Annotated in this window: 26 protein-coding genes; 3 read left to right on the top strand and 23 right to left on the bottom strand. The window is 38.3% G+C overall.

Going from position 1 to position 24,991, the window contains the following annotated elements; translation table 11 throughout:
* Window positions 1-12: 12 nt before the first annotated feature.
* The 13 genes from deoD to IGI63_RS10295 form a co-directional block, all read right to left on the bottom strand.
* Window positions 13-720: a purine-nucleoside phosphorylase gene (deoD, locus tag IGI63_RS10355; RefSeq protein WP_002359338.1), complete on the bottom strand. Its 708-nt coding sequence runs from the start codon at window positions 718-720 to the stop codon at window positions 13-15.
* A gap of 17 nt (window positions 721-737) precedes the next feature.
* Window positions 738-1,556 (bottom strand): purine-nucleoside phosphorylase, encoded by an 819-nt coding sequence (locus IGI63_RS10350; RefSeq protein WP_429975773.1) that lies wholly within the window; start codon window positions 1,554-1,556, stop codon window positions 738-740.
* Window positions 1,557-1,572: 16 nt separating this feature from the next.
* The gene (gene deoB / locus IGI63_RS10345) at window positions 1,573-2,739 is read right to left on the bottom strand and encodes a phosphopentomutase (protein ID WP_429975772.1); all 1,167 of its coding nucleotides are present in this window, start codon (window positions 2,737-2,739) and stop codon (window positions 1,573-1,575) included.
* Window positions 2,740-3,040: 301 nt separating this feature from the next.
* Window positions 3,041-3,634 carry a TMEM175 family protein gene (locus IGI63_RS10340; RefSeq protein WP_002367631.1) on the bottom strand — a complete coding sequence of 198 codons (594 nt, stop codon included), beginning with the start codon at window positions 3,632-3,634 and terminating at the stop codon, window positions 3,041-3,043.
* Between the two features lie 275 nt (window positions 3,635-3,909).
* A complete protein-coding gene (locus IGI63_RS10335; RefSeq protein ID WP_002356172.1) occupies window positions 3,910-4,863 on the bottom strand; it encodes an ABC transporter permease in 954 nt (317 codons plus the stop codon).
* Window positions 4,863-5,996 (bottom strand): ABC transporter permease, encoded by a 1,134-nt coding sequence (locus tag IGI63_RS10330; RefSeq protein WP_002356171.1) that lies wholly within the window; start codon window positions 5,994-5,996, stop codon window positions 4,863-4,865. The genes IGI63_RS10335 and IGI63_RS10330 overlap by 1 nt, the downstream gene beginning before the upstream one ends.
* Entirely contained in the window at window positions 5,989-7,557 is a 1,569-nt protein-coding gene (locus tag IGI63_RS10325) for an ABC transporter ATP-binding protein (protein WP_002381361.1), read from the bottom strand. The genes IGI63_RS10330 and IGI63_RS10325 overlap by 8 nt, the downstream gene beginning before the upstream one ends.
* A 205-nt stretch (window positions 7,558-7,762) precedes the next feature.
* Window positions 7,763-8,848, bottom strand: coding sequence for a BMP family lipoprotein (locus IGI63_RS10320; protein WP_002356169.1), 1,086 nt, complete (start codon window positions 8,846-8,848; stop codon window positions 7,763-7,765).
* 53 nt (window positions 8,849-8,901) lie between these two features.
* Window positions 8,902-9,975 (bottom strand): BMP family lipoprotein, encoded by a 1,074-nt coding sequence (locus IGI63_RS10315; RefSeq protein ID WP_002356168.1) that lies wholly within the window; start codon window positions 9,973-9,975, stop codon window positions 8,902-8,904.
* A gap of 95 nt (window positions 9,976-10,070) precedes the next feature.
* Complete coding sequence (locus IGI63_RS10310; protein WP_002387503.1) at window positions 10,071-10,535, bottom strand: cytidine deaminase; 465 nt, start codon at window positions 10,533-10,535, stop codon at window positions 10,071-10,073.
* Entirely contained in the window at window positions 10,504-11,166 is a 663-nt protein-coding gene (deoC, locus tag IGI63_RS10305; RefSeq protein WP_002356166.1) for a deoxyribose-phosphate aldolase, read from the bottom strand. Before deoC ends, IGI63_RS10310 begins: the two co-directional genes overlap by 32 nt.
* 27 nt (window positions 11,167-11,193) lie before the next feature.
* Window positions 11,194-12,495, bottom strand: a complete 1,302-nt coding sequence (locus IGI63_RS10300) for a pyrimidine-nucleoside phosphorylase (RefSeq protein WP_353631268.1) — start codon at window positions 12,493-12,495, stop codon at window positions 11,194-11,196.
* Window positions 12,496-12,635: 140 nt separating this feature from the next.
* Window positions 12,636-13,643, bottom strand: coding sequence for a substrate-binding domain-containing protein (locus IGI63_RS10295; RefSeq protein WP_002356164.1), 1,008 nt, complete (start codon window positions 13,641-13,643; stop codon window positions 12,636-12,638).
* A 141-nt stretch (window positions 13,644-13,784) separates the two neighbouring features.
* Here IGI63_RS10295 and add point away from each other — a divergent pair, with 141 nt between their 5' ends.
* Window positions 13,785-14,816: an adenosine deaminase gene (gene add / locus IGI63_RS10290; RefSeq protein ID WP_002356163.1), complete on the top strand. Its 1,032-nt coding sequence runs from the start codon at window positions 13,785-13,787 to the stop codon at window positions 14,814-14,816.
* Between the two features lie 32 nt (window positions 14,817-14,848).
* On the opposite strand, the gene IGI63_RS10285 is transcribed toward add, so the two are convergent.
* Window positions 14,849-15,457 carry a class I SAM-dependent methyltransferase gene (locus tag IGI63_RS10285; RefSeq protein WP_002356162.1) on the bottom strand — a complete coding sequence of 203 codons (609 nt, stop codon included), beginning with the start codon at window positions 15,455-15,457 and terminating at the stop codon, window positions 14,849-14,851.
* Window positions 15,458-15,471: 14 nt separating this feature from the next.
* The gene (locus tag IGI63_RS10280) at window positions 15,472-16,059 is read right to left on the bottom strand and encodes an SGNH/GDSL hydrolase family protein (protein WP_010823372.1); all 588 of its coding nucleotides are present in this window, start codon (window positions 16,057-16,059) and stop codon (window positions 15,472-15,474) included.
* A 154-nt stretch (window positions 16,060-16,213) separates the two neighbouring features.
* Here IGI63_RS10280 and coaA point away from each other — a divergent pair, with 154 nt between their 5' ends.
* Both coaA and guaA read left to right on the top strand, forming a co-directional pair.
* Window positions 16,214-17,137, top strand: coding sequence for a type I pantothenate kinase (gene coaA / locus IGI63_RS10275; protein WP_002356160.1), 924 nt, complete (start codon window positions 16,214-16,216; stop codon window positions 17,135-17,137).
* Between the two features lie 311 nt (window positions 17,138-17,448).
* Window positions 17,449-19,011 carry a glutamine-hydrolyzing GMP synthase gene (guaA, locus tag IGI63_RS10270; protein WP_002356158.1) on the top strand — a complete coding sequence of 521 codons (1,563 nt, stop codon included), beginning with the start codon at window positions 17,449-17,451 and terminating at the stop codon, window positions 19,009-19,011.
* Between the two features lie 239 nt (window positions 19,012-19,250).
* On the opposite strand, the gene IGI63_RS10265 is transcribed toward guaA, so the two are convergent.
* The 8 genes from IGI63_RS10265 to IGI63_RS10230 form a co-directional block, all read right to left on the bottom strand.
* Window positions 19,251-20,045 (bottom strand): metallophosphoesterase family protein, encoded by a 795-nt coding sequence (locus IGI63_RS10265; protein WP_429975771.1) that lies wholly within the window; start codon window positions 20,043-20,045, stop codon window positions 19,251-19,253.
* Window positions 20,046-20,070: 25 nt separating this feature from the next.
* Window positions 20,071-20,430: a hypothetical protein gene (locus IGI63_RS10260; protein WP_429975770.1), complete on the bottom strand. Its 360-nt coding sequence runs from the start codon at window positions 20,428-20,430 to the stop codon at window positions 20,071-20,073.
* A gap of 26 nt (window positions 20,431-20,456) precedes the next feature.
* Window positions 20,457-20,939 carry a hypothetical protein gene (locus IGI63_RS10255; protein WP_429975769.1) on the bottom strand — a complete coding sequence of 161 codons (483 nt, stop codon included), beginning with the start codon at window positions 20,937-20,939 and terminating at the stop codon, window positions 20,457-20,459.
* 14 nt (window positions 20,940-20,953) lie between these two features.
* Entirely contained in the window at window positions 20,954-22,123 is a 1,170-nt protein-coding gene (locus IGI63_RS10250; RefSeq protein WP_429975768.1) for a tyrosine-type recombinase/integrase, read from the bottom strand.
* A gap of 19 nt (window positions 22,124-22,142) precedes the next feature.
* Window positions 22,143-22,352, bottom strand: coding sequence for a DUF3173 domain-containing protein (locus IGI63_RS10245; RefSeq protein ID WP_429975767.1), 210 nt, complete (start codon window positions 22,350-22,352; stop codon window positions 22,143-22,145).
* A complete protein-coding gene (locus IGI63_RS10240) occupies window positions 22,340-23,161 on the bottom strand; it encodes a rolling circle replication-associated protein (RefSeq protein ID WP_429975766.1) in 822 nt (273 codons plus the stop codon). Before IGI63_RS10240 ends, IGI63_RS10245 begins: the two co-directional genes overlap by 13 nt.
* A gap of 168 nt (window positions 23,162-23,329) precedes the next feature.
* Complete coding sequence (locus IGI63_RS10235; RefSeq protein WP_429975765.1) at window positions 23,330-24,643, bottom strand: FtsK/SpoIIIE domain-containing protein; 1,314 nt, start codon at window positions 24,641-24,643, stop codon at window positions 23,330-23,332.
* 4 nt (window positions 24,644-24,647) lie between these two features.
* On the bottom strand, window positions 24,648-24,989 hold the full coding sequence (locus IGI63_RS10230; RefSeq protein WP_429975764.1) for a hypothetical protein: 342 nt from the start codon (window positions 24,987-24,989) through the stop codon (window positions 24,648-24,650).
* Between the last annotated feature and the right edge of the window lie 2 nt (window positions 24,990-24,991).

Here is a 24,991-nt window from a genome sequence, read left to right as displayed (position 1 = left end):
CCAAGCATTTTTTTAATTAGCAATTGCCGTTTCTAAACCAACTTCAATCATTTCATTAAACGTCGTTTGGCGTTCTTCTGCCGTTGTTTCTTCGCCTGTCACCAAGCTATCACTCACCGTCATAATCGCCAATGCTTCTACATCAAATTTTGCTGCTAAATAATATAACATTGCCGCTTCCATTTCAATCGCTAATACCCCGTATCGACCTAAACGAAAGACATCATCTAAGCTATCTTTGTAAAAAACATCATCCGACAATACGTTACCAACATGGGTAGTAAAGCCTTTTGCTTTAGCAATTTCGTAAGATTTGAGTAAAAGGTCGAAGCTCGCAATTTGTGGAAAATCATATTTAGGAAAATCATTGCGAATCGCGGAAGAAGGTGTCGCTGCTGCTTGTGCGATAACTAATTCACGAACGTTGACTTTTTCTGAAATAGAACCACACGTACCAACACGAATTAACTTCTTCACATCGTAAGAGTTAATTAACTCATGGGCATAAATACCTGCTGAAGGCATCCCCATCCCTGTTCCTTGGACCGAAACACGCTGTCCCTTATACGTTCCTGTGTAACCTAACATCCCACGAACTTGATTATAGCAGACTGGATTCTCCAAAAAAGTTTCCGCAATATATTTTGCTCGGAGGGGATCCCCTGGTAGTAAAATTTTATCGGCAATTTCACCTGGTTTTGCTTCGATATGCACACTCATTCTGGTTTACTCCTTTTTTATAAAGCTGCTAGTGTTCCTTTCACTAACTCTTTGAATTGTCCTTTAACGCGTTCAGTTGTTTCAACTACTTCTGCATGATTTAAGCTACTTTGCATACCAGCTGCTAAATTCGTAATACAAGAGATGCCTAGTACTTTCATGCCACTATGCACAGCTACAATGACCTCCGAAACAGTTGACATGCCAACTGCATCCGCACCCATCGTCCGTGACATCCGAATTTCTGCAGGCGTTTCATATGTCGGGCCAGAAAAGCCCATATACACGCCTTCTTTTAAATCAATATTTTGTTCCGCAGCCACTTTTTTTGCCACTTCCCGATATTCTTGCGTGTAAGCATGACTCATATCTGGAAAACGCGGCCCGATTTCTTCATCATTTTCACCAATTAACGGATTATCGCCTGTAAAATTAATGTGGTCATTGATTAACATCAAATTCCCCGGTGTATATGTTTCATTTACGCCGCCAGCTGCGTTGGTTACAATCATTGAATGAATGCCTAAAGCAGCCATCACACGAACGGGATAAGTGACCGTTTGCATCGAATGTCCTTCATAATAATGAAAACGTCCTTGCATCGCCAAAACTTTTTTTCCAGAAAGCATTCCGTAAACTAATTGTCCAGCATGTCCAACGACTGTTGAAACAGAAAAATGGGGAATTTCAGAGAAAGGAATAGCAATCGCATCGGTTATTTCATTAGCTAATTCACCTAACCCAGAACCTAAGATTAGACCGAAGTCTGCTTGTTGCACCCCTTTTTCTTTCAAAAACTCAGTTGTTTCGTTTAAATGGTTCGTTAACGTTGTCATGTGTTGCCTCCTCGAATTATTGTAATTGATTTAAAAAGCTTTGACCGTTTTCCGTTGCAAGAACTTCAAAGTTTTCAGCAATCGTTGCTGAAATATCTGAATAAAATCCTTGTGGCAAGCTGCCTTGTTTTGTCATTTTTTTACTATAAGCCAATAAAGGCACATATTCACGTGTGTGGTCTGTTCCTGGGAAAGTTGGGTCATTCCCGTGATCTGCTGTAATTAAAAGCAAATCATCTTCGGCCATAGCTGCCATAATCTCTGGCAAACGACCATCAAAATCTTCGATGGCTTTTGCATAGCCCTTCACATCACGACGGTGGCCATACAGCGCATCGAAATCCACTAAGTTAGTAAAACTTAAACCTGTGAAATCTTTGTTCATGACCGTTAATAATTGATCCACCCCATCCATATTGCTCTTCGTGCGGATAGCTTCAGTAATTCCTTGTCCATTAAAGATGTCGTTAATTTTCCCAACAGCGATCACATCATTGCCGTTTTCTTTCAACGAATCTAAAACAGTATGGCCAAAAGGATCTAGAGCATAGTCATGACGGTTACTGGTTCGAGTGAAATTACCTGGTTCACCAACATACGGGCGAGCGATAATCCGACCAATCATATAAGGTTCGTCTTTCGTAATGTCACGAACATATTGACAAATTTTATACAATTCTTCTAATGGAATAATGTCTTCATGCGCCGCAATTTGTAAAACAGGGTCCGCTGAAGTATAAACGATTAAATCCCCTGTTTTCATTTGATGTTCGCCGTAATCATCAATGACTGCTGTCCCGCTATATGGTTTGTTACAAACAACTTTTCGCCCAGAAAAATCTTCAATTTGTTTCAGTAATTCTTCAGGAAAGCCGTTTGGGAATACTCGAAAAGGTTTTTTGATGTTCAAGCCCATAATTTCCCAGTGACCGGTCATAGTATCTTTTCCAACAGAAATTTCTTCTAATTTGGTGGCATAGCCATCGTGGTCTGCCACTGCTTTGACACCTGTTAAAGGAGCAATAGTTCCCAATCCAAGTTTTTCTAAATGAGGAATGGTTAGTCCCGCTTCTTTGGCAATATGACCTAGTGTATCACTGCCGACATCTCCAAATTTTTCAGCATCTGGTGCTTCACCAATACCGACTGAATCTAGTACGATTAAATGAACACGTTTAAACACACTTGCTTCCTCCTCTAAGGTCGTAAATACGTCAAGAATGACAATTATTTTACGCTAGCCTTTTAAATAGTCTCGAGAATCAAACAGAATAATCTATTTATTCTCAGCTCTTCAATTATACCATGAATCCGCTATTATTGCCTGAAAGAGCATTAAAATTTTCACTGATTCCTTCGATTTTAGCAGGGCTTAAAAACTGAAAGAAAAAAAGTCTCCCACCGTAATTAGGAAACTTTTTTATTGTTTTTTTCGAATAGCCTGCTCCTTAAAAAGAACACGACTCTTTATCCAATCGAAACTTTTAACACTCCAAGCGGTCTCCCTCTTTTGGCACATTTAAATACCAGATAACCGCTTCTGATAAAATCACACCAATGCCAATGGGCGGATAAAAATAAATACCGATATATCCGATTGCGAAAAGACAAAGATGAATGATTTTTGTTGCCTTACTATAAGATTTCGATTTTCTTAACTTAGCTGCACCTTGTGGATCTTTCACTACATTGTCTTCATAAATGATCCTTGTTAGCAAGAAGTAGGCAAAATCCCAAACCGTATACACAACAAGATAAAAATAAACAGGTGCCCGCATCCACCAAAATTCACTCACCCAAGCAGTTGCTACCGGAATGAAGGCCATGGAGAATAACCAAAAATTATTTGCCCAAAACGCTTTTTTAGAAAACCAATGAGTTACGGACATTATGTAATGATGATTGTACCATGCGATACAGATAAAAATAAAACTGACAATAAACGATAAAAAATATGGGATATTTTCTATCAAACCTGCCAAAACACCCACTTGAGGAGTCTTAATTTCTAAAATCATGATGGTCATGATTATGGCAATGACTGCATCACTAAATGCTTCTACACGTGTTTTATTCATTGAACGTCCTCCACTTTTCCTATTCTTACTACAAACAAAAGTATAGCAGAAAAACCAACGATTTTTGAAAAAAAGCTGCTAGACCTGTTTGGTTTTTTTCAAAATTTCGACACTTCCTTCGAATTGTAAAAAACAGCCAAAGGAAAAAAGTTAAGTCTCCTTTATCAACTCGCTTTTTTGCAGTGAAGCAGTGCCTAATGTCGCTTGTGTTCAACTGATTATCCTAAGAAAAGAAATGGCCCCCCGTCGCTTTGACGGAGGGCCTATTTCTTTTCTTATTTCGTTTTGACGTAATTTTTCCCGTTCGCTTTTGGTCCCGATGATTTTCCGAAGAACACAACTAGGACTAAAATGGTCAATACGTATGGTGCTGCTTGTAGATAAACTTTTGGAATTTCTGAAATAATTGGTAAGTTTTCCCCAGCAATACTTAAGTTTTGTGCAAAGCCAAAGAATAAGGCTGCGCCCATTGCCCCAAGTGGATTCCATTTACCAAAGATCATTGCGGCCATTGAAATAAACCCTTGTCCTGCAATTGTGGTAATCCCAAAACGACCCGCAATACTTTGAGCAAAGACAGCTCCGCCCATACCGCCTAAGAAGCCCGATAACAAGACGCCAGAATAACGCATTAAGTAGACATTAATTCCCAATGTATCTGCCGCTTGTGGATGTTCCCCCACAGAACGTAACCGTAAGCCAAAACGTGTTTTATAAATGACAAACCAAGCTAAAATCGCAATCAAAATTGCTACGAAAGCTGGTAAAGAGGTTTTTGCAAAGAATAGTTCACCAATCACTGGAATTTTTGACAATCCTGGGAAAGAAAAATAACCAAATGATTGTGTAATCATATCTGTTTGTCCTTTTTGATAAATAACTTTTACTAGGAAAACCCCTAGCGCCGGTGCCATCAAGTTAATGACAGTACCACTGATAATATGATCTGCTCGTAAGTTAATAGTTGCAACGGCATGTAAGAGAGAAAAGACAATCCCGACAACGCCTCCTACTAAACAAGCAATCCATGGTGTCGCCGCGCCAAATGTATCAGCAAACGTCAAGTTAAAAACGACCGAACTGAAAGCGCCCATTACCATAATACCTTCCAAACCAACGTTAACCACACCACTTCGTTCTGAGAACGTTCCGCCTAATGCTGTCAAGATGAGCGGAGTTGCATACACTAATGTTTGCGTGATGATTGAGGAAATTGTTGCTAAATCCATTAGATGTCTCCCCCCTCTTGATTGTTTTTGTCTGGCGCCGCTTCAATTGTTTCTACAATCGCTACTTCTTTTTTACTACCAGACGCTTTCGCTAACAAGAAACGAATTAAATAACTAATTCCCACAAAGAAAATAATTGCTGCAATAACAACATCAACTAATTCGGTTGGTACACCAGCTATCAACGGCATTCCTTGTCCACCAAGTTTTAACATTCCAAACAGTAATGCGGAAAGTAAAATCCCGATTGAGCTACCTGCTCCTAATAGAGACACGGCCATACCATCGAACCCAATGCTCAACGATGTGTTTTGAATAAAGAAGTTTTGGAAAGTCCCCAATCCTTGGACAGCACCACCTAAACCAGCCAGCGTTCCTGAAATCATCATGGATAAAATAATCGTTCGCTTGCTGCTCATTCCAGCATATTCAGAAGCAAATGGGTTTAACCCCACCGACCGAATTTCAAAACCAAGCGTTGTTTTTTTCATCAAGAACCACACAAGAATAAGGAAAATGAAGGCCAAGAAAATGCCAATGTTCAAACGAGAGCCATCACTGATACTTGTTAAAAACGGTGAGCGTAATGATGCATTCGCACCAATCATTTTGGTGATCCCTTTATTCGCCATAATACTTGGTTTCATGACATTATTAGCAATATGATTTCCTGTGTATAATAAAATATAATTCAACATAATCGTAACAATAACTTCACTCGTCCCAAAATAGGCACGCAAGAAACCTGGAATGGCTGCTGCTAAAGCTCCTGCAACTGCGCCAACAATAATCGCCACCGGCAACGCAATCATCCGGGGTGCATCAGGCATGGATAAAGCGACCCAAATACTAGCCACCCAACCACATAAGGCTTGTCCTGAAAGCCCGATATTAAAGAATCCAGCCGAATTTGCCACCGAGAATCCTAAAGCGGTAAAAATCAACGGTGCTGCGGTGACAAAAATCTCACCAATACTTTTCTTTCCTTGGAAAGCTGTTTCAAACATCGCTTGATACCCAGCCACTGGGTCATAGCCAAAGATAACCATAATAATTGCCCCTAAGAGGAAACCCATAATAACAGATAACACAGGGACTAAAATATTTCTTATTTTTTCAGAACGATTATTCAACAGTTTCACCTGCCTCTACTTTTGATAACTCAGCACGGGCTTCTTCCAATGAGTAGCCAGCCATTAACAAGCCCAATTCATTTTCTGTCGTTTCTTTCGGATCAACAATTCCGACAATTTCCCCCGCATGAATAACAGCGATACGATCAGAAACATTTAAAATTTCATCTAATTCAAAACTTACTAATAAAACAGCTTTATTTTTATCTCTTTGTTCAATTAGTCGACGATGAATGTATTCAATAGCTCCGACATCTAAACCGCGTGTTGGTTGAGAAACAATCAACAAATCTGGATCGCGGTCCACTTCTCGGGCAATAATCGCTTTTTGCTGATTCCCACCTGAAAGCGCCCGAGCTGGTACTAATTCATTAGGAGTCCGTACATCGTATTCTTCAATTAATTCACGGGCGTGTTTGTTAATCATTCGATAGTTTAAAATACCTGTTGAACTGTATGGTTTTTGGTAATACGTTTGTAGGCCAATATTTTCAGCCAATGTCATCTCTAATACCAAGCCATATTTATGTCGGTCTTCAGGAACGTGGGCGACACCCATTTCCGTAATTTCCCGAGGTTTGCGATTAGTAATCTCTTTTTCATTCAAATGAATGGACCCGTTTTCGACTTTGGTTAATCCTGCTAAGGCTTGGATTAATTCTGTTTGTCCATTGCCATCAATCCCCGCAATCCCAACAACTTCCCCTGCTCGGACATCTAAGCTAAGATTTTTCACTGCATCTAAGCCGCGGCTTTCTTTCACTACTAAATCTTTAATTGATAAAATTGTTTCTTTCGGTTGTGCTGGTTTTTTCTCTGTTTTGAAGGAAACAGAACGACCCACCATCATATCGGCTAACTGTTGCGAAGAAACGTCTTTCACATTGACGGTGCCAATACTTTGCCCCCGGCGAATAACCGTACAACGGTCCGCCACTTTTTTAATTTCATCTAACTTATGTGTAATTAAAATGATCGATTTGCCTTCATCGGTTAGTTCTTTCAAAATAATCATTAATTCATCAATTTCTTGTGGCGTTAATACTGCGGTTGGTTCGTCAAAAATTAAAACGTTCGCACCACGATATAAGGTCTTTAAAATTTCAACCCGTTGTTGCATACCCACAGAAATATCGCGAATATAGGCATTGGGATTTACATCCAACCCGTATTGCTTAGACACTTCTTCAATCTCTTTTTTCGCTTTTTTCCGGTCTAAAATACCGCCATGGGTAGGTTCACTACCTAAGATAATATTTTCAGTCACAGTAAAGGCTTCAACTAACATAAAATGCTGATGGACCATTCCGATTCCTAAACGATTGGCTGCAGTAGGACTTGTAATGTTGACTTTTTCGCCATTCATATAAATCTCACCTGAGGTCGGTTCCAATAGCCCTGATAAGATATTCATCAAGGTCGACTTGCCTGCACCATTTTCACCTAGCAGTGCGTGGATTTCACCAGGTTTTACTTGTAAATCAATTTGGTCGTTGGCTTTGAACGTCCCAAATTCTTTGGTGATTTTACGCATCTCAATTACGTTTTCTTCTTGAGACAAGGTCTATTCACTTCCTAACAAAATTATATTGGCAATACTTTAGAGGGTAATTTTGACCCTTAACTAAGTAGTTGAAGAACCTCAACTATTTAGTTAAAAATCCAAACATCATAAAGGGTTTCCTTGGCAGCCGTCGCTGCCAAGGACCACTTTATTTTTAGAAGGAACAATAATGAGCCCTTCTTTTTTCATTTAGGAGCTTAAATTATTCTGGTTTTTCTGGGACTTTTACGTCACCTGAGATTACTTTATCTTTTGCTGTTTTAACAGCTTCTTTTGTTTTGTCGTTTAAATAGCCGTCTGTTAAGTCAACGCCACCATCTTTTAATCCATAAACTAAATGTTCGCCACCAGGGAATTTGTCTTCTAACGCACGGTTGGCAATATCTTGAACCGCTGTGCCGACACCTTTAAGGGTTGAAGTTAACGTGAAGTTGTCTTCTTTGCCGTCTTTTGTTTTGTACTTGCCATCAGCATCTTGATCACGGTCAACACCGATTACCCAAACTTTGTCGCCAGAACCTGATTCATTCAAGTCTTTTGCTTCTTGGAAGACCCCTTGTCCAGTCGCACCAGAAGCATGGAAGATGATATCAACGCCGTTTTGGTACATTGCAGCAGCTAAAGCTTTCCCTTTGGCAGGATCAGCAAATGAAGCCGCATATTTTGTATCAACAGTAATTTCTTTACCTAATTCTTTCGCAGCATCAGCCACACCTTTTTCAAAACCAGCTTGGAAACGGTCAATTACGACCCCTTCTTCACCACCAACAAAACCGACTTTGTTCGTTTTTGTTTCGTTTGCAGCAGCAACACCGGCTAAGTAAGCTGCTTCATTATCTCTAAATGTTGCAGAAACAACATTCTTTTTGCCATCGATTTGATCATCGATTAAAACAAAGTTTGTATCAGGGTTGGCATCTGCTGCAGAAGAAATTGCATCTTTTAGCAAGTAGCCAATACCAAAGATTGTGTTGAATTTACTTGATACCGCTTGGTCAATATTGGTTGTATAGTCAGCTGCATCATTCGATTGAATATATGCATACCCTTTTGAACCTTCTGGTAAATCATGTTCTTTACCCCAAGCTTGCAATCCTTCCCAAGAAGATTGGTTGAACGACTTGTCATCCACGCCGCCTGTATCTGTAATGATTACAGCACTATGCGCTGCATCCCCTTTGCCACCGCCGCTTTCAGCGGTTTTGCCTTTGCCACCACCACATGCTGCAAGCGAAACTGATAAACCTAATGCAATCAAACTAAAACCGAATAATTTTGCTTTTTTCATTTCTGTAAAGCCTCCTAAAAATAGTTTAATGTATTTAAACAACTAAGTTGTTTCTAAGGTTGGTCTGGGACTTTTACGTCACCAGAGATGATTTGTTCTTTGGCTTCTTTAACTGCCGTTTTGGCTTGATCGCTTAAGGCTTCTGTTGTTAAATCAACACCGCCATCTTTCAATCCATAAGTTAAATGTTCGCCGCCAGGGAATTTATCTTCTAATGCAAGATCAGAGATTTTTTTCACAGCAATATTTACACCTTTAATGGTTGAAGCTAACGTTAAGTTATCATCCTTGCCATCTTTGGTTGTATATTTACCGTCTTCGTTTTGGTCACGGTCAACACCAATCACCCAAACTTTATCTTTTGAACCTGTTTCATTTAGCGCTTTGGCTTCTTGGAAGATTCCTTGTCCTGTAGTCGCCGCTGCGTGATAAATAATGTCGGCACCTGCTTGATACATAGAAGAAGCTAAGGCCCGTCCTTTTGAAGCGTCTGCAAATGTCCCTGCATAAGTAGACGTAATTTGAATATCTTTGCCTAATTTTTTGCCAGCGTCTGCTACACCTTTTTCAAAACCAGCTTGGAAACGGCCAATAACAGGTCCTTCAACCCCGCCGATAAATCCTACTTTGTTGGTTTTCGTAGTGTTAGCTGCTGCCACACCTGCTAAATACGCAGATTCATTATCTCTAAATGTTGCAGAAGCGACGTTGTTTTTCCCATTAACTGTATCGTCGATTAGAACGAAATTCGTTTCTGGGTTGGCGTCCGCTGCATCTACTACTGCATTTTTTAGTAAATAGCCAATGCCAAAAATCGTTTTAAATTGACTTGAAATGGCTTGGTCAATGTTTGATGTATAATCAGATGCTTCATTTGATTGAATATACGCATACCCTTGAGGTCCTTCTGGAAGTTTGTGCTCTTTGCCCCACTCTTGCATTCCTTCCCACGCAGATTGGTTAAAAGATTTGTCATCAATGCCGGCTGTATCTGTGACCATTACGACACTATGTTGTGGATCACCTTTTGTGTTGGCGTTCTTTTTGCTATTGCCGCCACATGCAGCTAACCCAATGGTTAAGGCAACTGCTGCCAATCCTAGACCTAAAAATTTTGCTTGTTTCACTTTCCGAAAAGCCCCCTACTATTTTATCTATTATTTCATTCGCATTTATGCTATTGAAATCTACTTTGAGCCCAACGAAACCTTATGTCCTTTTTTTAAAAATCTTTATCTGTAAATGAATAGGGCAATAATGCCTCAACTGTCATTGTTTTAGTCGCGCCATCTTTACCAACTAGCGTGACCGGCATTTGTGGATCAAAGAATTCAGCCATTACTTGACGACAAGCGCCACATGGAGAAATGGGTGCCTCTGTATTACCTGCTACAACTAAATGTTGGAAGGTCCGTTCATCTTCTGAAATGGCTTTAAAAATCGCCGTTCTTTCTGCACAATTTGTTAAACCAAAGGAGGCATTTTCAATGTTGACTCCTTGATACATTTTCCCGTCTGCAGTCACTAAGCAAGCGCCCACAGGAAAGTTAGAATACGGTACATAGGCGTGTGCCAATGCTTCTACGGCACAATCAAGCCATTCTTGTTTTACTGTCATCTTTTTCGCCACACCTTCGTTTAATTTGAAATACGAATTAATACCCTTCGCCAGTTGCGCCAGAAACAATTGCTACACCCGTACTTGCACCGATGCGTGTTGCCCCAGCTTCAATCATTGCTAACGCTTCTTCTGCATTATGCACGCCACCAGAAGCCTTAACGCCCATGTCAGGACCAACTGTCTCACGCATTAAACGAATGTCTGCTACTTTAGCGCCGCCTGTTGAGAAGCCAGTAGATGTTTTAACGAAATCGGCACCTGCTTCTTTGGCTAATTCACAAGCTTTAACTTTTTCTTCGTCTGTTAATAATGCTGTTTCAATAATCACTTTGACTAACGCTTTTCCTTTGGCTGCATCTACTACGCCTTGAATGTCTTGACGTACGTAATCGTATTGTTGTGATTTTAATGCACCAATATTAATCACCATATCCACTTCATTCGCACCATTTTTAATTGCATCAGCTGCTTCGTATGCTTTAACTTCTGGTGTATTTGCCCCCAAAGGAAAGCCAATAACGGTACACACAGCGACGTCGGTATCTGCTAATTGCTCGCTAGCAAAAGCGACCCAACAAGGATTGATACATACAGAGAAAAAGTTGTACTCCTTAGCTTCGTCAATAATTTTTTGGACAGCGGCTTCTGTCGCTTCTGGTTTCAAAATAGTGTGGTCAATCATGCGGTTTAATTCCATGATGAGAATTCCTCTTTTCTTTTTGTTTTATTCCGTAATAATATCGTGAATCAAAATAGGCTCTTCGCCGGTTGGTCCAATTTCAATGTTTTTATAAAGCAATTGTTCGACTTCTGTCACGTCTTCACGATTGGCATAAATGGTTAATAATGATTCGCCTTTTTCAACTGGGCTCCCTACTTTTTTGTGAAGTTTCAAGCCAACTGTAAAATCAATCGTATCTTCTTTCGTAGCCCGACCAGCGCCCAGCAACATTGCGGCAACGCCAATTTCATTGGCAACGATTTTTTGTACCACACCTGTTTCTTTGGCAGGTAAATCAAATTGATAAGTTGCGGTTAATAATTTTTCTGGCTGGTCAACAACGGAACTGTCGCCGCCTTGATTTTCAATCATTTCTTTAAATTTTGCGAGCGCTCGACCGCTTGTTAATGCTTCTTCTAATAAAGCCCGTGCTTCGTCTAACGTCTCGGCTTTTTTAGCTAAAACAACCATCTGACTTCCTAAGACATAGCACATCTCCACTAAATCTTCTGGCCCATTTCCTTGCAAGGTCTCGATTGCTTCAACGATTTCTAAACTATTTCCGATGGCCTCCCCTAAAGGTTGTGACATGTCTGAAATTACTGCCATCGTTTGGCGATTTGCCAGTTTCCCAATGCGAACCATTGTTTCCGCTAATCGACGAGCACTTGCTAGGTCTTTCATAAAGGCCCCTTCACCAGTAGTCACGTCTAAGACAATCGCATCTGCCCCTGCGGCAATTTTTTTACTCATAATGGAACTTGCAATTAATGGAATTGAGTCAACAGTGGCGGTCACATCACGTAACGCATAAAGTTTTTTGTCTGCTGGTGCTAGATCACCTGACTGACCAATCACTGCCACTTTTGTATCGTTGACCAATTGAATAAAACGTTCTTCTGTCAATTCAACTTTAAAACCAGGAATCGCTTCTAATTTATCCAACGTACCGCCCGTGTAGCCTAAGCCACGACCAGACATTTTTGCTACATTGACCCCGACACTAGCAACTAATGGCGCTAAAATAAGCGTCGTAGTGTCGCCTACGCCACCTGTAGAATGCTTGTCGACTTTGATTCCTTCTATAGAAGAAAGATCCACAATTTCGCCTGAATGGACCATTGCTAACGTCATTTGTGTAATTTCTTCGTCTGTCATATCTTGGTAAAAAACAGCCATTAAAAAGGCACTTACCTGATAATCTGGAATTGAACCATCTGTGTATCCGTTGATAATAAATTGAATTTCTTCGCTTGTTAGTTGATGCCCGTCACGTTTCTTTTCAATAATGTCTACCATTCTCATGAATTCGTTCCCTCCGATTTCCCGATAATGTATTATACAACAAAATCGTTCAGCTTTAAACCATTTAGTAAACCAGTTTACTATTATTTTTTTCTTGTGAAAACGCAAACAACACGAACATTCCATTTCTAAGCTGTTTTTTAAATCGGTTTTGTGCTTTTTCTAGCAATAAACGTCGCATCAAAAACTTTATTCGGAACTTTCCCTGTTGGATCTGCAATAGCTTCCACCAAAAATTTTGCTGCATAATAGCCAATATCAAAACTCGGCTGATAGACGGTTGTTAAACTCGGCACCAAATATTCGGAAATTTCCAAGCCATCAAAGCCAACCACCGAAATATCGTCAGGAATTTTCTTGCCCGCTTCTTCAATGGCTTGATAAGCTCCCATCGCCATTTCATCATTGCCACAAAAAATTGCTGTGATTTCTTCATTTTTCAAAACTTCTTTCGCCGCAGCATAGCCGCCATGCAAGTTCAATTCCCCAGCACAAACATAATGCGGACGAAAAGGTAAATTGTTGTCCTGTAACGCATGCTGATACGCCGTCACTCGTTCCGTTAAACGATAATAGCCGGCACTTTCACGCAACATGCCAATATGCTGATGCCCTTGTTGAATCAAATGATGGACCGCTTGATAAGCACCTTCGTACTCTTTAACGATTAATCGTCCACTATCTCGTGGATTAATCCCACGATCGACAAGAATGACAGGAATCGGATGTTCTCGTCGGTCTTTTAAAATATGATTTTCTGGCAAAACATTCGGCGTGGCAAAAATAATGCCATCCACCGACCGATGAATCAACTCGCTAACATATTGCATCGCTTGCTCGGAATCATGCTTTGAATTGCATAACAAAATCATGTAGCCTAACGAATTTAAATATGTTTCCACACCTTCAATCACTTTTGAGAAAAAGAAATCCGTCACATCTGGCACAATCATACCAATGGTTTTGGAATGACGGTTGATTACATTCGAAGCAAAGTAATCTGGTTTGTAATGATTTTCAGCAACTACCGCCAACACCTTGTTGCGGGTTTTTTCACTGAAACGACTCCCTTTATTATTCAGAATTTGTGAGACGGTTGTGACAGAAACACCAGCCATATCAGCAATTTCTTTAATCGTTAGTTTCATCGCGCCCCTCCCAACGTCTCCTTTTGCATTGACAGACATTTGTAGACGTGTTACAGTCTTCAAAATACTTATCGAATCTTTTACATTTTAACAAAAAAAAGACAAAAGAAATAGACTAAAAAGATTAAAAAACAAAAGAAAATGGAGGCTATTTTTTTCATGGAAGAATCCCGTGTCCGTCAATTACCAAAAATCGAGCTGCACTGTCACTTAGATGGGTCGATTCGACCAACCACTTTACGCACCATTGCTGAAAAACAAAACATTCCATTACCCCAAGACGAACAAGCCTTGAAAGAGTTAGTGGTTGCCCCTGAAAAATGCACCGATTTGAATGATTATTTAACTCGGTTTGACTTCGTGCTAACCTGTCTACAAACAGCTGAAGCTTTGCAAGCAGCTGCGTATGACGTGATTAGCCAAGCTGCCGAAGATGGCGTAGCTTACATAGAGGTGCGTTTTGCGCCTTCCCAACATACAGAAAAAGGCTTACGGTTACCTGAAATCGTGACCGCTGTTTTAACTGGCTTAAAACAAGGCGAAGAAGATTTTGGTGTAAAAAGCAATGCACTGTTATGCGGCATGCGGCATGACCAACAACAAGCCATAGAAAAAATCGTTCACTTAGCGCATGATTTCAGAGAGACAGGCGTTGTCGGCTTTGATTTAGCTGGCAATGAAGTCGATTTCCCTCCATACACATTTGAAGACGTATTAGCTTTAGCCAACCAATTGTCAATTCCATTAACACTCCACGCTGGGGAATGCGGCTGTGGCAAAAACGTCGCTGATGCTGTCACTTTAGGTGCTACTCGGATTGGTCACGGTATTGCTTTGAAAGATACACCCGAATACTTGGCGCTCTTAAAAGAAAAAAAGGTTCTTTTAGAAATGTGTCCAACTAGCAACTTCCAAACAGGCACCGTCAAAACATTGGCTGAATACCCTTTTCAACAATTTATAGAGGCTGGCTTAGCCGTCTGCATCAATACCGATAATCGCACTGTTTCAGATACTACGTTAACGAAGGAATTCATGAAATTGGCCACTTGGTATCAATTAAGTTATGACGAAATGAAGCAACTCACTAAAAATGCGCTTGCAGGTGCTTTTTTATCGCCAGACGAAAAAAAACTGTTGAACCAAAAAATTGATCAAGCATATCTATTCTAAAAAAGAACCTCCACTAAAGTGGAGGTTCTTTTTTACTCTGCTTCTTTAACACTTCGTAAAATATAATAGCCTTTGTCTTTTGTCACAATTTCAACATTGCCAAATACTTCAGCCATTTTCTTTTCTGCACTAGGTGCACCTTGTTTCTTTTGAATAACCACCGTTAGTGTGCCACCAACTTTCAACAACGGAAAAGCCCCTGTTAAAATGCCATGGACAACTTTTTTGCCTGCACGAATGGGCGGATTGCTAACAATCGCCGCGTAGGTCGTTTCGTTTAAGGTTTCATACACATTGGAAGAATGGATATCCACAGTAGTAATTTGGTTGCGTTGGGCGTTCATTTGAGCTAGCCCAACTGCCCGTTGGTTGACATCCACCATTTCCACCAGTCGACCAGTCGCCGCTGCTAAGGACAACCCAATTGGTCCATAGCCACAACCAACATCTAACAAACGGCCTGCTGGTAAATTTTCCCATTCAAAGGCATCAATCAACACACGAGAACCATAATCCACTGTTCCTCTTGAGAAGACCCCGCTATCGGTCGTAAACTGAAAGGTCCGACCACGTAATGGAAAAGACCAGCTTTCTAAATCATGTGCTAATTCTGGATTTTCTGTATAATAATGATTCGCCATTTTGTTCTTCCTATCTATGCTTGTTTTGGTTTTAGTCTACCTTTTATTTCTCGAACAATCAAGGCACCTAATAATTCATAGCCCACTTGTGAAAAATGCAAACCATCCGCTTGTAAAAATTCATCCGTTCCAGGATAAACAGTCATCGCTTTATACAAATCAATAACTGGCAGGTTATGTGCCGCTCCGACTTCTTGTGCAACCTTGACCAATTCCTTGATACGCGTTTGTGGACGTTCTGGACGTCTGCCACTATCCGCATATGGTGGCGTAATTAAAATCACCTTTTCTGAACCAATTTCGTGAATCATTGTTTCAAGGTTTTCTCTAAACGTGGCTACTGTTATATTTCGATCCAGTGACGCATCATTGGCGCCAAAGAAAATCACCACCTCATCAGGTTTCTCAATTAGCACTTCTTTATTTAATCGTTTTAAACCATCTTCTGTTGTATCGCCAGGCATTCCAGCATTAATGACAGCCACTTCTTCTAGACCCATCGCAGCAATATCCCATTTCACTAAGTCAACAAGAACAGGTGAGACGGCTTCGTCTAAATAACCAGCAGTAATGCTATCACCAAATAATACAATTTTTCTCATGGCTTTTCCCCTCTTTTCTAACAGTTTTCTCTTTTCATGATACCATTTTCATCATAAATTGGCGAAGAAGGGAATTCTTTTGTAAAATCCTCTGTTTCCCTTGTGAAATTATGGTAAAATGTACAAAGATTGAACAGGGTTTGGTGGAGGAACAATGGACGATAAAATGAATTACTACCCAATTTCCAGAGAAGAATGGCATGGGTTTTATCATGACGGCAAAGCACCGTTAACCGAAGCAGAATTGGATAACATTAAAAGTGTGAACGACCAAATTTCACTAAAAGATGTACAAGAAATTTATGTACCCTTAACGCATCTTATTCATTTGTACATGAAAGAATTTGAATCGCTAACACTTAGCAAAGGATTATTCCTACATGAATATGTCTCTGTACCACCATTCATCATTGGAATTGCCGGCAGTGTCGCCGTTGGTAAAAGCACCACCGCTCGTCTTTTGCAAAGAATTCTGGCCCGAACGTTTAAACGAAGAAACGTTCAACTCATTACAACGGATGGATTTTTGTATCCCAATAAAGTGTTAGAAGAACAGGGAATTATGGACCGAAAAGGGTTTCCTGAAAGTTATGACATGGAGAAGCTAATTAATTTCTTAAACGAAGTCAAAAGCGGCAAAGACGAAATTAAAGCACCCGTCTATTCTCACAGTGTCTACGATGTTATCGAAGGCGAATATGAGTTGATTCAACAACCAGATATTCTGATTGTTGAAGGCATTAACACATTACAGTTACCCGCCAATCAACAAATTTATGTGAGTGATTTTTTTGATTTTTCTATTTTTGTGGATGCCGATCCAGCCTTAATTGAAAAATGGTACCTAGAACGTTTTGGGGCCTTATTAGATACGGCTTTCTTAGATCCTAATAATTATTATTACCAATATGCAATTGGCAAACGAGAAGATGCTTTCGCCATGGCACGGAATGTTTGGAAAACCGTGAACTTACCGAACTTGGAGGAATATATCTTGCCAACGCGCGGACGTGCGGACATTATTTTGCATAAAACGGAAAATCATTTGATTGACCAAATCTATCTACGTAAATATTAAGGGTTGACGAGCTAAGAAATATCCTGTATCTTTTGTAGAAATATCCTTGAAAATTTTCAGCAGAATGCATGACTTTCAAGGAGTAAAATGTTTTAATAAGTATAGCTAGACAAAGAAGAGTACGGAACAAAAGTGAACCACTTTTTAACCGCCTGATTCTCGGCTGTTTAAAAGTAGCCCCTGCGGAATTAAGCCAAAATTTTCTAAAAATCGTAAAACAATTTTTGAAAATCCTTTCTTAATTCTTGGTGCTGACCACTTTTTAACCGCCTTTTCTTTAGATAAATTTAAATGGATAAGGGGTAATAGACGTGACTAACGTTGCCGATTTGACATCTGTCGAAAAAATTATTGTTTTAGACTTTGGTAGTCAGTTTAACCAATTGATTACTCGTCGTATTCGTGAATTTGGCGTATTCTCTGAGTTATTAAGCCACCGAACTACGGCAGAAGAAATTCGCAAAATCGCGCCTAAAGGAATCATCTTCTCAGGTGGACCAAACAGCGTATATGACAAAGATGCTTTTAGCATTGATCCAGAAATTTATGAGTTAGGAATTCCCATTCTTGGCATCTGCTACGGTATGCAATTAATGACTCATAACTTAGGCGGAAAAGTAGAACCTGCCGCAAACCGTGAATACGGAAAAGCAGAATTAGAAATCCTTGGTGATGCGACATTATTCCAAGGAACACCTGCGAAACAAACCGTTTGGATGAGCCACGGTGATTTAGTAACAGAAATCGCTCCTGGATTCGAAAAAGTTGGGACAAGCAACGACTGTCCAATCGCTTCTATCGAAGATGCCAACCGCAAATTCTACGGCGTACAATTTCACCCAGAAGTTCGTCATTCAGAATATGGTAACGACTTATTACGTCACTTTGCTTTTGATGTGTGTGGCTGTACTGGTGACTGGAGCATGGAAAACTTCATCGATATGGAAGTCGCTAAAATCCGTGAACAAGTAGGCGATAAAAAAGTCTTACTTGGTTTATCAGGTGGCGTTGACTCAAGTGTTGTCGGCGTGCTTTTACAAAAAGCCATTGGCGACCAATTAACTTGTATCTTCGTTGACCATGGATTATTACGTAAAGGTGAAGCAGAACAAGTAATGGAAAGTTTAGGTGGTAAATTTGGCTTAAACATTATTAAAGTAGATGCGAAAGAACGCTTCTTAAGCAAATTAGCAGGCGTTTCTGACCCTGAACAAAAACGTAAAATCATCGGTAACGAATTTGTGTATGTTTTTGATGACGAAGCAACTAAACTTGCTGGGGAAGAAGGCGTTTCATTCCTAGCACAAGGAACTCTTTACACAGACGTCATCGAATCTGGTACAGAAACTGCGCAAACAATTAAATCACATCACAACGTTGGTGGTCTTCCTGAAGACATGCAATTTGAATTAATTGAACCTTTAAATACATTATTCAAAGACGAAGTTCGTGCCTTAGGAACTGAACTTGGCATGCCTGATGCAATCGTTTGGCGCCAACCATTCCCAGGACCAGGATTAGGTATTCGTGTGCTTGGTGAAATTACAGAAGATAAATTACAAATCGTTCGTGATTCAGATGCTATCCTACGTGAAGAAATCGCAGCAGCTGGCTTAGATCGTGACATTTGGCAGTACTTTACTGTCTTACCTGGCATCCGCTCAGTAGGCGTTATGGGCGATGGCCGTACCTACGATTACACAGTCGGTATCCGTGCTGTGACTTCTATCGACGGCATGACCGCTGACTTTGCCCGTATCCCTTGGGATGTTTTACAAAAAATCTCTGTGCGCATCGTGAACGAAGTTGCACATGTAAACCGTATCGTGTACGATATTACTTCAAAACCACCTGCAACTGTGGAGTGGGAATAAGATAAAAGAGCTTAGAACCCTTTATTTATAAGGATTCTAGGCTCTTTTTTTTATATTATGCAACCATTTTGCAACCAATACATATTATTCTTAATCATTAAACTTAGAATTCATACAAATCGTCTAACTGAATTACACCAAGCAAACTGCCTTAACCACAACCTCAATCAATCGAAATATTATTATTTGCTTTGAAAATTTTGTCATATTTCAAAATCTAAATTTCAGTATTCAATACGTCAGCTTCTATCAAAAGTTTTACTCAGCTTTTCAAATACTTCATCATTTTGCCAACTAAGTTGAAGCGGTGTTAGTCCGTTATCATAAAGTAAAATTTCACCACTACCAATTTCTTTGAAAAAAGGTTTTCTTTTAATTGGAATAATCGTAAACGTATCAATTCCCACAAGTTCAAACTCTCCCTTATGAACAGTCGTGATTTTCGCTTGGGGTGTATGCCCTACAATTTGTTTTTGATACTTTGGGTTTGGCAAACAGCTTAATTCATGGTCAAAATCAGCCCATAATGGACTACCTAAAAAGTATTCCCCGCCTCTTGCCTTGCCGACATGGTCTTCTAAATTATCTAAATTATCGATTAAATTTTCATTTATCGTTTCAAAGTGCCAGTCTTCTAAATCAAAGTCTTGAGTGTAACCAGCATGACTAACCAAATAATCATCTAACTGAAAGGCAATTTGCAAATTTAATTTCAATAGCTTTCGACCGACTGAAAGAAATCCATCTGCATCTTGAAGTGAATACCTTCTAGGTGTAACCGTCAAATAAGACACGTCATGATTTCCTAAGAGGTTTATCACTTCGACACCGAAAACTTTCATCTTTGATTTCCATATGAACAAATAATCCAATTCATTCATGTAAAGGTCAAAGTTTCTTTCTTGCTCGTATGCGTCTGTATAGTCGCCTAGCAAAATCACTCGTTTAATGCCTAATTCTTTAACTTTCTGCTCAACCATTGGTAAGATTATTTGTGCTGTTAAGTGTAAATCTCCCACCAGAATCGTTTTCATATGGTCACCTCATTTATTTAATCAGTTACCAATCGTCCCATATATTTCCCAAACAATTTGGACACTGATAATGAATGTCTGTTTTTGTTACATAATTTTTCACTTGAAATAATTTAATAATTTTTTTCAAAACTTCCTTATCTGAAAGATAGCACTTATCTATATAGATAATACTTTGATTATTTAGTTCATCAAAAATAACTCTTCCTCGGGGTACATTGATATAGTCATCTGTATCAAACTTAAAAATAAGCGAATCGAACAACTCCCAATGATCGCTATTACTATCATATAACCCATTTAAAATCCTTCCTTTTTTATAAGGTATATGATTTGCGATAATTTCACCATTACTACAAATAAAAAAAATTCCTATTCTATTCATTGCTCCACAACCTTCTGTGAGACTAATTATTCTAAACTCTTCAATTCATTCTTTAGCTCCGTAGCAGTATCTTTTGTATAAGGCTTCCCAATCAATAGCCCATATACTTCAATATTCGGAAAGAATAAAGAACTATCTTTTTTATCGTTGAGTTCTTCAATATATCCAAGGCGTTTTAAAATATAATAACCAATTGCTGAGCTTCGACTAATACCCTGCTCACAATGGAGAACAAAGTTTTTATCAGCATATTGGTCTATAAACTCATCTATTATCACCTTATCTTGTTCCGTTAATCGATTGCTACCTTCTGGCGTATTTCGGTCTATTTCATCAGCAAATGTCCATTCATCATAAAAAGCTAAAGATAAGGTATCTAAATATCGTTTAGAGGCAGTGTCTTTCACTGGTGGTCTATCGCCAATTCTAATGGCAACAATTTGCTCTTTTGAAATTGGGGGTATCCACTCCAAAAATTTTTTTCGGCTCATGATGGTAACTTTATCCATTGAAAACCACTCCTTTACTTTCGTTTAATATACTGATTAGTAATAAGTTTTCTAGTCACATTAGCTTTTGGAATATCAATTATATTTGTTAGTTTTCTCGCTACTTCTTTATTAGCATTCTCATACAAGTGTCCATATGTTCCCAAAGTTGTTTGTATATCCTCGTGACCTAACCTATCTCGAACAACTAGTGCATTTTCACCCATTGAAATTAACAAGGAAGCATGAGAATGTCTTAGTGCGTGGGCTTTAATTCTATGAACACTAGCTAGCTTAGAATGACGTGTTATTACATGATAAGTAGCACTCTTATTTGTTGGCACTCCATTATATGATAGCACATACTTAGAAGGAATATTTTTAGTTTGAAGAGTTTTCCATTGTTTCAGTAATTCAACGGTATCATCATCTAAAGCTATTACTCGATTACTGGCTTTTGTTTTTGGTTCAGTTAAATAGTACTCACTAGCATTCTTGTAGTACATGGATTTGTTTACTCTCAGTGTTCGATTGTCAAAATCAATATCTTTTTCCCACTCTAATGCTTGAGCCTCTCCAAAACGTAATCCAGTCATAAATAACAACCAAATTAAAACAAAACTAAAATATTCATGGTAATCTGATAAATCAAATGTTGCAATAACTTTTTCAAACTCATCTTTTGTCCAAAAATCTACTTTTTTCTTTACCTTTTTTACATTACCCACTTGTTTAGCTACGTTTTTATTTAATAATCCTAGTGTCACCGCTAAGTCTAGTGATTTTTGAAATAATCCATAAATGTTACGAATATAAGCGGAAGAATAGTTTTCCGATAAAATGTTCTGCCATTTCTTAATGATAGGTGGTGTAATATCTTTTAATTTTCGGTTGAAGAAATAGGCAAAATGGATATCCATAGACGACACTCGATTTTCATATGTCCTTGATTTAACTGAACGTTTGTAATCTGGTTTAAAATACGTTTCGTAAAACTCTTTAAAAGACATCGTGCTATTTTTTTTGATAGCAGTATCCGAAAAATCATTCATATAATCATCATAGGCACGCTTTGCCTCTCTTTGAGAATTATATCCACGTCCCCAATGCCTAATGCGATTTCCTTTTTCGTCATACCCTAAATTAGCTACAAAATACCACTTACCACTTTTTTTATCTTGATAAACATTGGATATTTTAGGCATTAATTTGTTCTCCTTTTATCTAAACATGTTCCATAATAATTTTAAATCCAAGTATCTCTTCAACAGCGGAAACAGGTACTCTCCCTAATCGCTTACTTGCATAATAGGAATATCCTTTATTTACCATTAAATATTTTGCTTTTCGGATAATATCAGAGGATTGACTTGGTCCGAATCCTAAGTCACATAATTCTTTTTTTGTAATAGTGTTATTAGTCAAGTAAACCACCCCTTTAAAATTTTCGTATAGTGAACAGTTCCTTCTTTAAAATTAAGATATTCTCCTGTAAACTCTTTAAAATCTAGAACTTTCCGTTTATAATCTTTTGTATAAATAATATTTTTATTGGAAAAATCATACGGTTGTGACGTAGTTATTTTCCTAATTTGAGGCGTTTTTAAATTTTGAGATTTAAAAAACGCTTTTTTCTTATGCTCTTTAATTTCGAGGTCTTTTGAAAAATATTTACTCAAATAACGACCTCTATTCTCAACACTATCAACGTCTACCTTATTGATCTTTACAAAACCATTTTGCCATATTTTTTCTAATTCAGAATTTTTAATATAACCCAATGAAAAGAAGACAACATGATAATGAATTGAACCTCTTTTTTGTTTTTCCCATGTTGCTAAATACTTAGCACGTTGATTACGCTTTTTTAATCTTCTATTTAGCCTTTGGATGAATTTTTTAAATTCATTGTTGGTATAATCTACTGAAGATATATTTTCGCGAAAAGTCAATGTCACAAACTTTGTCGCCTCATCAAAATTACAATCAACAATGCGAGCTATTTCCCAACGCATATCTTCATAATGCCGTTGCTTTCTTTTCAAACTGTCATACTTTTCACTATTAGACAATTCTTCAAAAGTACGTTTCTCGATATCACCATCTAACCACTCTAACTGTGTAGATCTTGATTCATCTTCGATATGTCTACTATAAAAAATAGGCTCTTCATACTGATAAACTTCAATATAAGTTGAAGTTTCAATAATTTTTGTATTATAGGCACGTGTTTCTTTATACATCACACACCTCTCAAAAATATATTTTGCGAGCAGATGTTGTTTTATATATCAAGTTAAGTGTCGGGCAAAGAACGCCCGACTGCACCTCTCAAAGTGAGTGAAAAGACTCGGACACTCCGTTTAGTCGCTAAGGCGACTACCTTCCTATTTCACTCACTTTGAAAGGTATTATTGTCGTTTATAGAAAATATTTTCCAATTCTGCAATAAAATCAAAATCTTTCATAAATGGTGTTTCAAAGTATTTTTCTTCTCCTTGTCCATCAATCTTGATATATCCTCCACCTTTGACAAAAATAGACTTATGTTCTACGCTAGACGAGCCAAAGCACATCATAGTAGCCTCTTTACTCGCGGTACCTAACAGTGTTCTACAGCCAAGCTGGTCACGTAATGCACCATCTAAAATAGAACTATCTGGACGTTGAAGAATAATTTCAACGAAACACCCCATTGCACGACCTTTTAAAATAAGTGAGTATAGATAAGACATACATTCTGTACTTAATTTTTTATCGGCACTCTTGATAAATGCTGCAAATTCATCAAATACTAGCACAACAGGTGGTAAGTTGAAATCAACAAAGGTTTTACCGAATGCTGAAACTTCACTGAAATACTGCCTATATCTTGTTTCCATAATTTCTGTTACTTCTCTTAGTACCCTTGCAATGTGATTCGGTTCGCTTACTACTCTATCTTCAAAGCCATGAACATATTTTAATAACGATAAATCTGCTGACTTCGGATCAGCTACATAAATTATTGCACCCATTTGTGCATAAACTAAAATCTTGTATTCAATCCAAACTGATTTTCCACTCCCAGTGTTTCCAATAGTCAAACCGTGACTAACCTTACTGACATCATAAGAAATTTTTTCAGTGACTTGAATGATTGTTCCATTAGTTTTGGGAATGCCATGTGAAAGGTGTAAGCGATTATCTGACACTTTTTCAAAGATATAGTCACAGTATTGAATATCATCATTTATTGTGCAATTAAGACCAAAAATAGCCGATAATTTATTGCTACTAGCATTAGCTAGCTCGTTCCATTTATCACCATTTTTCCAGAATCGGATAATTAGTTCGTTGGGAGTTTCTTTATATAATATAAAAACACTTTCCGTTATTACTTTTCTCTTTACAGCTTTGCCATTGCTGTCTTTTCCTAAAACTTGTATTTCTTCTAGGAAAAGCCGATTATCGTTAATAAACCTTTTAATCAAGCTATACGGAGAATTTTCCCAGTTTATTTTTCTATACATCACAAATTTATAGATTGTACTGGTAAACAGATAACAATAACTAACAAAAACGAAAATGTGTAAAAATCCATTAACTAGGTGTCCTATAATGAAAAGAAAAATTATTAACTCAACACTTAGGACAGCAAGTAAAAAACTCCAACGGTACCGTAGTAGTATGCTTGGTGAAAATGCTGAAACTTCTATAAAATCATCTTTCTGTCTCCATTGCATAATATTAAACCTTAACAGCTACACATTTGTCCGCTTTGGAAGACAACTGAATCCAGCCATTTGAAACGTATGGAGTAAATGTTAAATTCTCAAACTTCACATAAGTATTTTCAGGAATATCTTCTCTCTCCGTATCAAACAGAGGTCGTATTTCTTCAATTTTCACACTAATTTTTTCAAATTTCTTTTCAAGACATACAACTGTGTAATTGTAATGAGTAATTCTATCTGTTTTTTCAAATCCTCCATCACTATTTTTAACCCTTTCAAACGCTGGGTTCAAATCTACTAATAGTAATGAATTACCTACAGTTGCAACAGAATCAATAATTGGTTTAATAGCCATTC

Origin of the sequence: Enterococcus sp. DIV0086 (assembly GCF_050498705.1) — a bacterium.
GTDB lineage: Bacteria > Bacillota > Bacilli > Lactobacillales > Enterococcaceae > Enterococcus > Enterococcus faecalis.
Note: the sequence above shows the minus strand (reverse complement) of the source record. Positions and strands in the feature narration are given on the sequence as shown.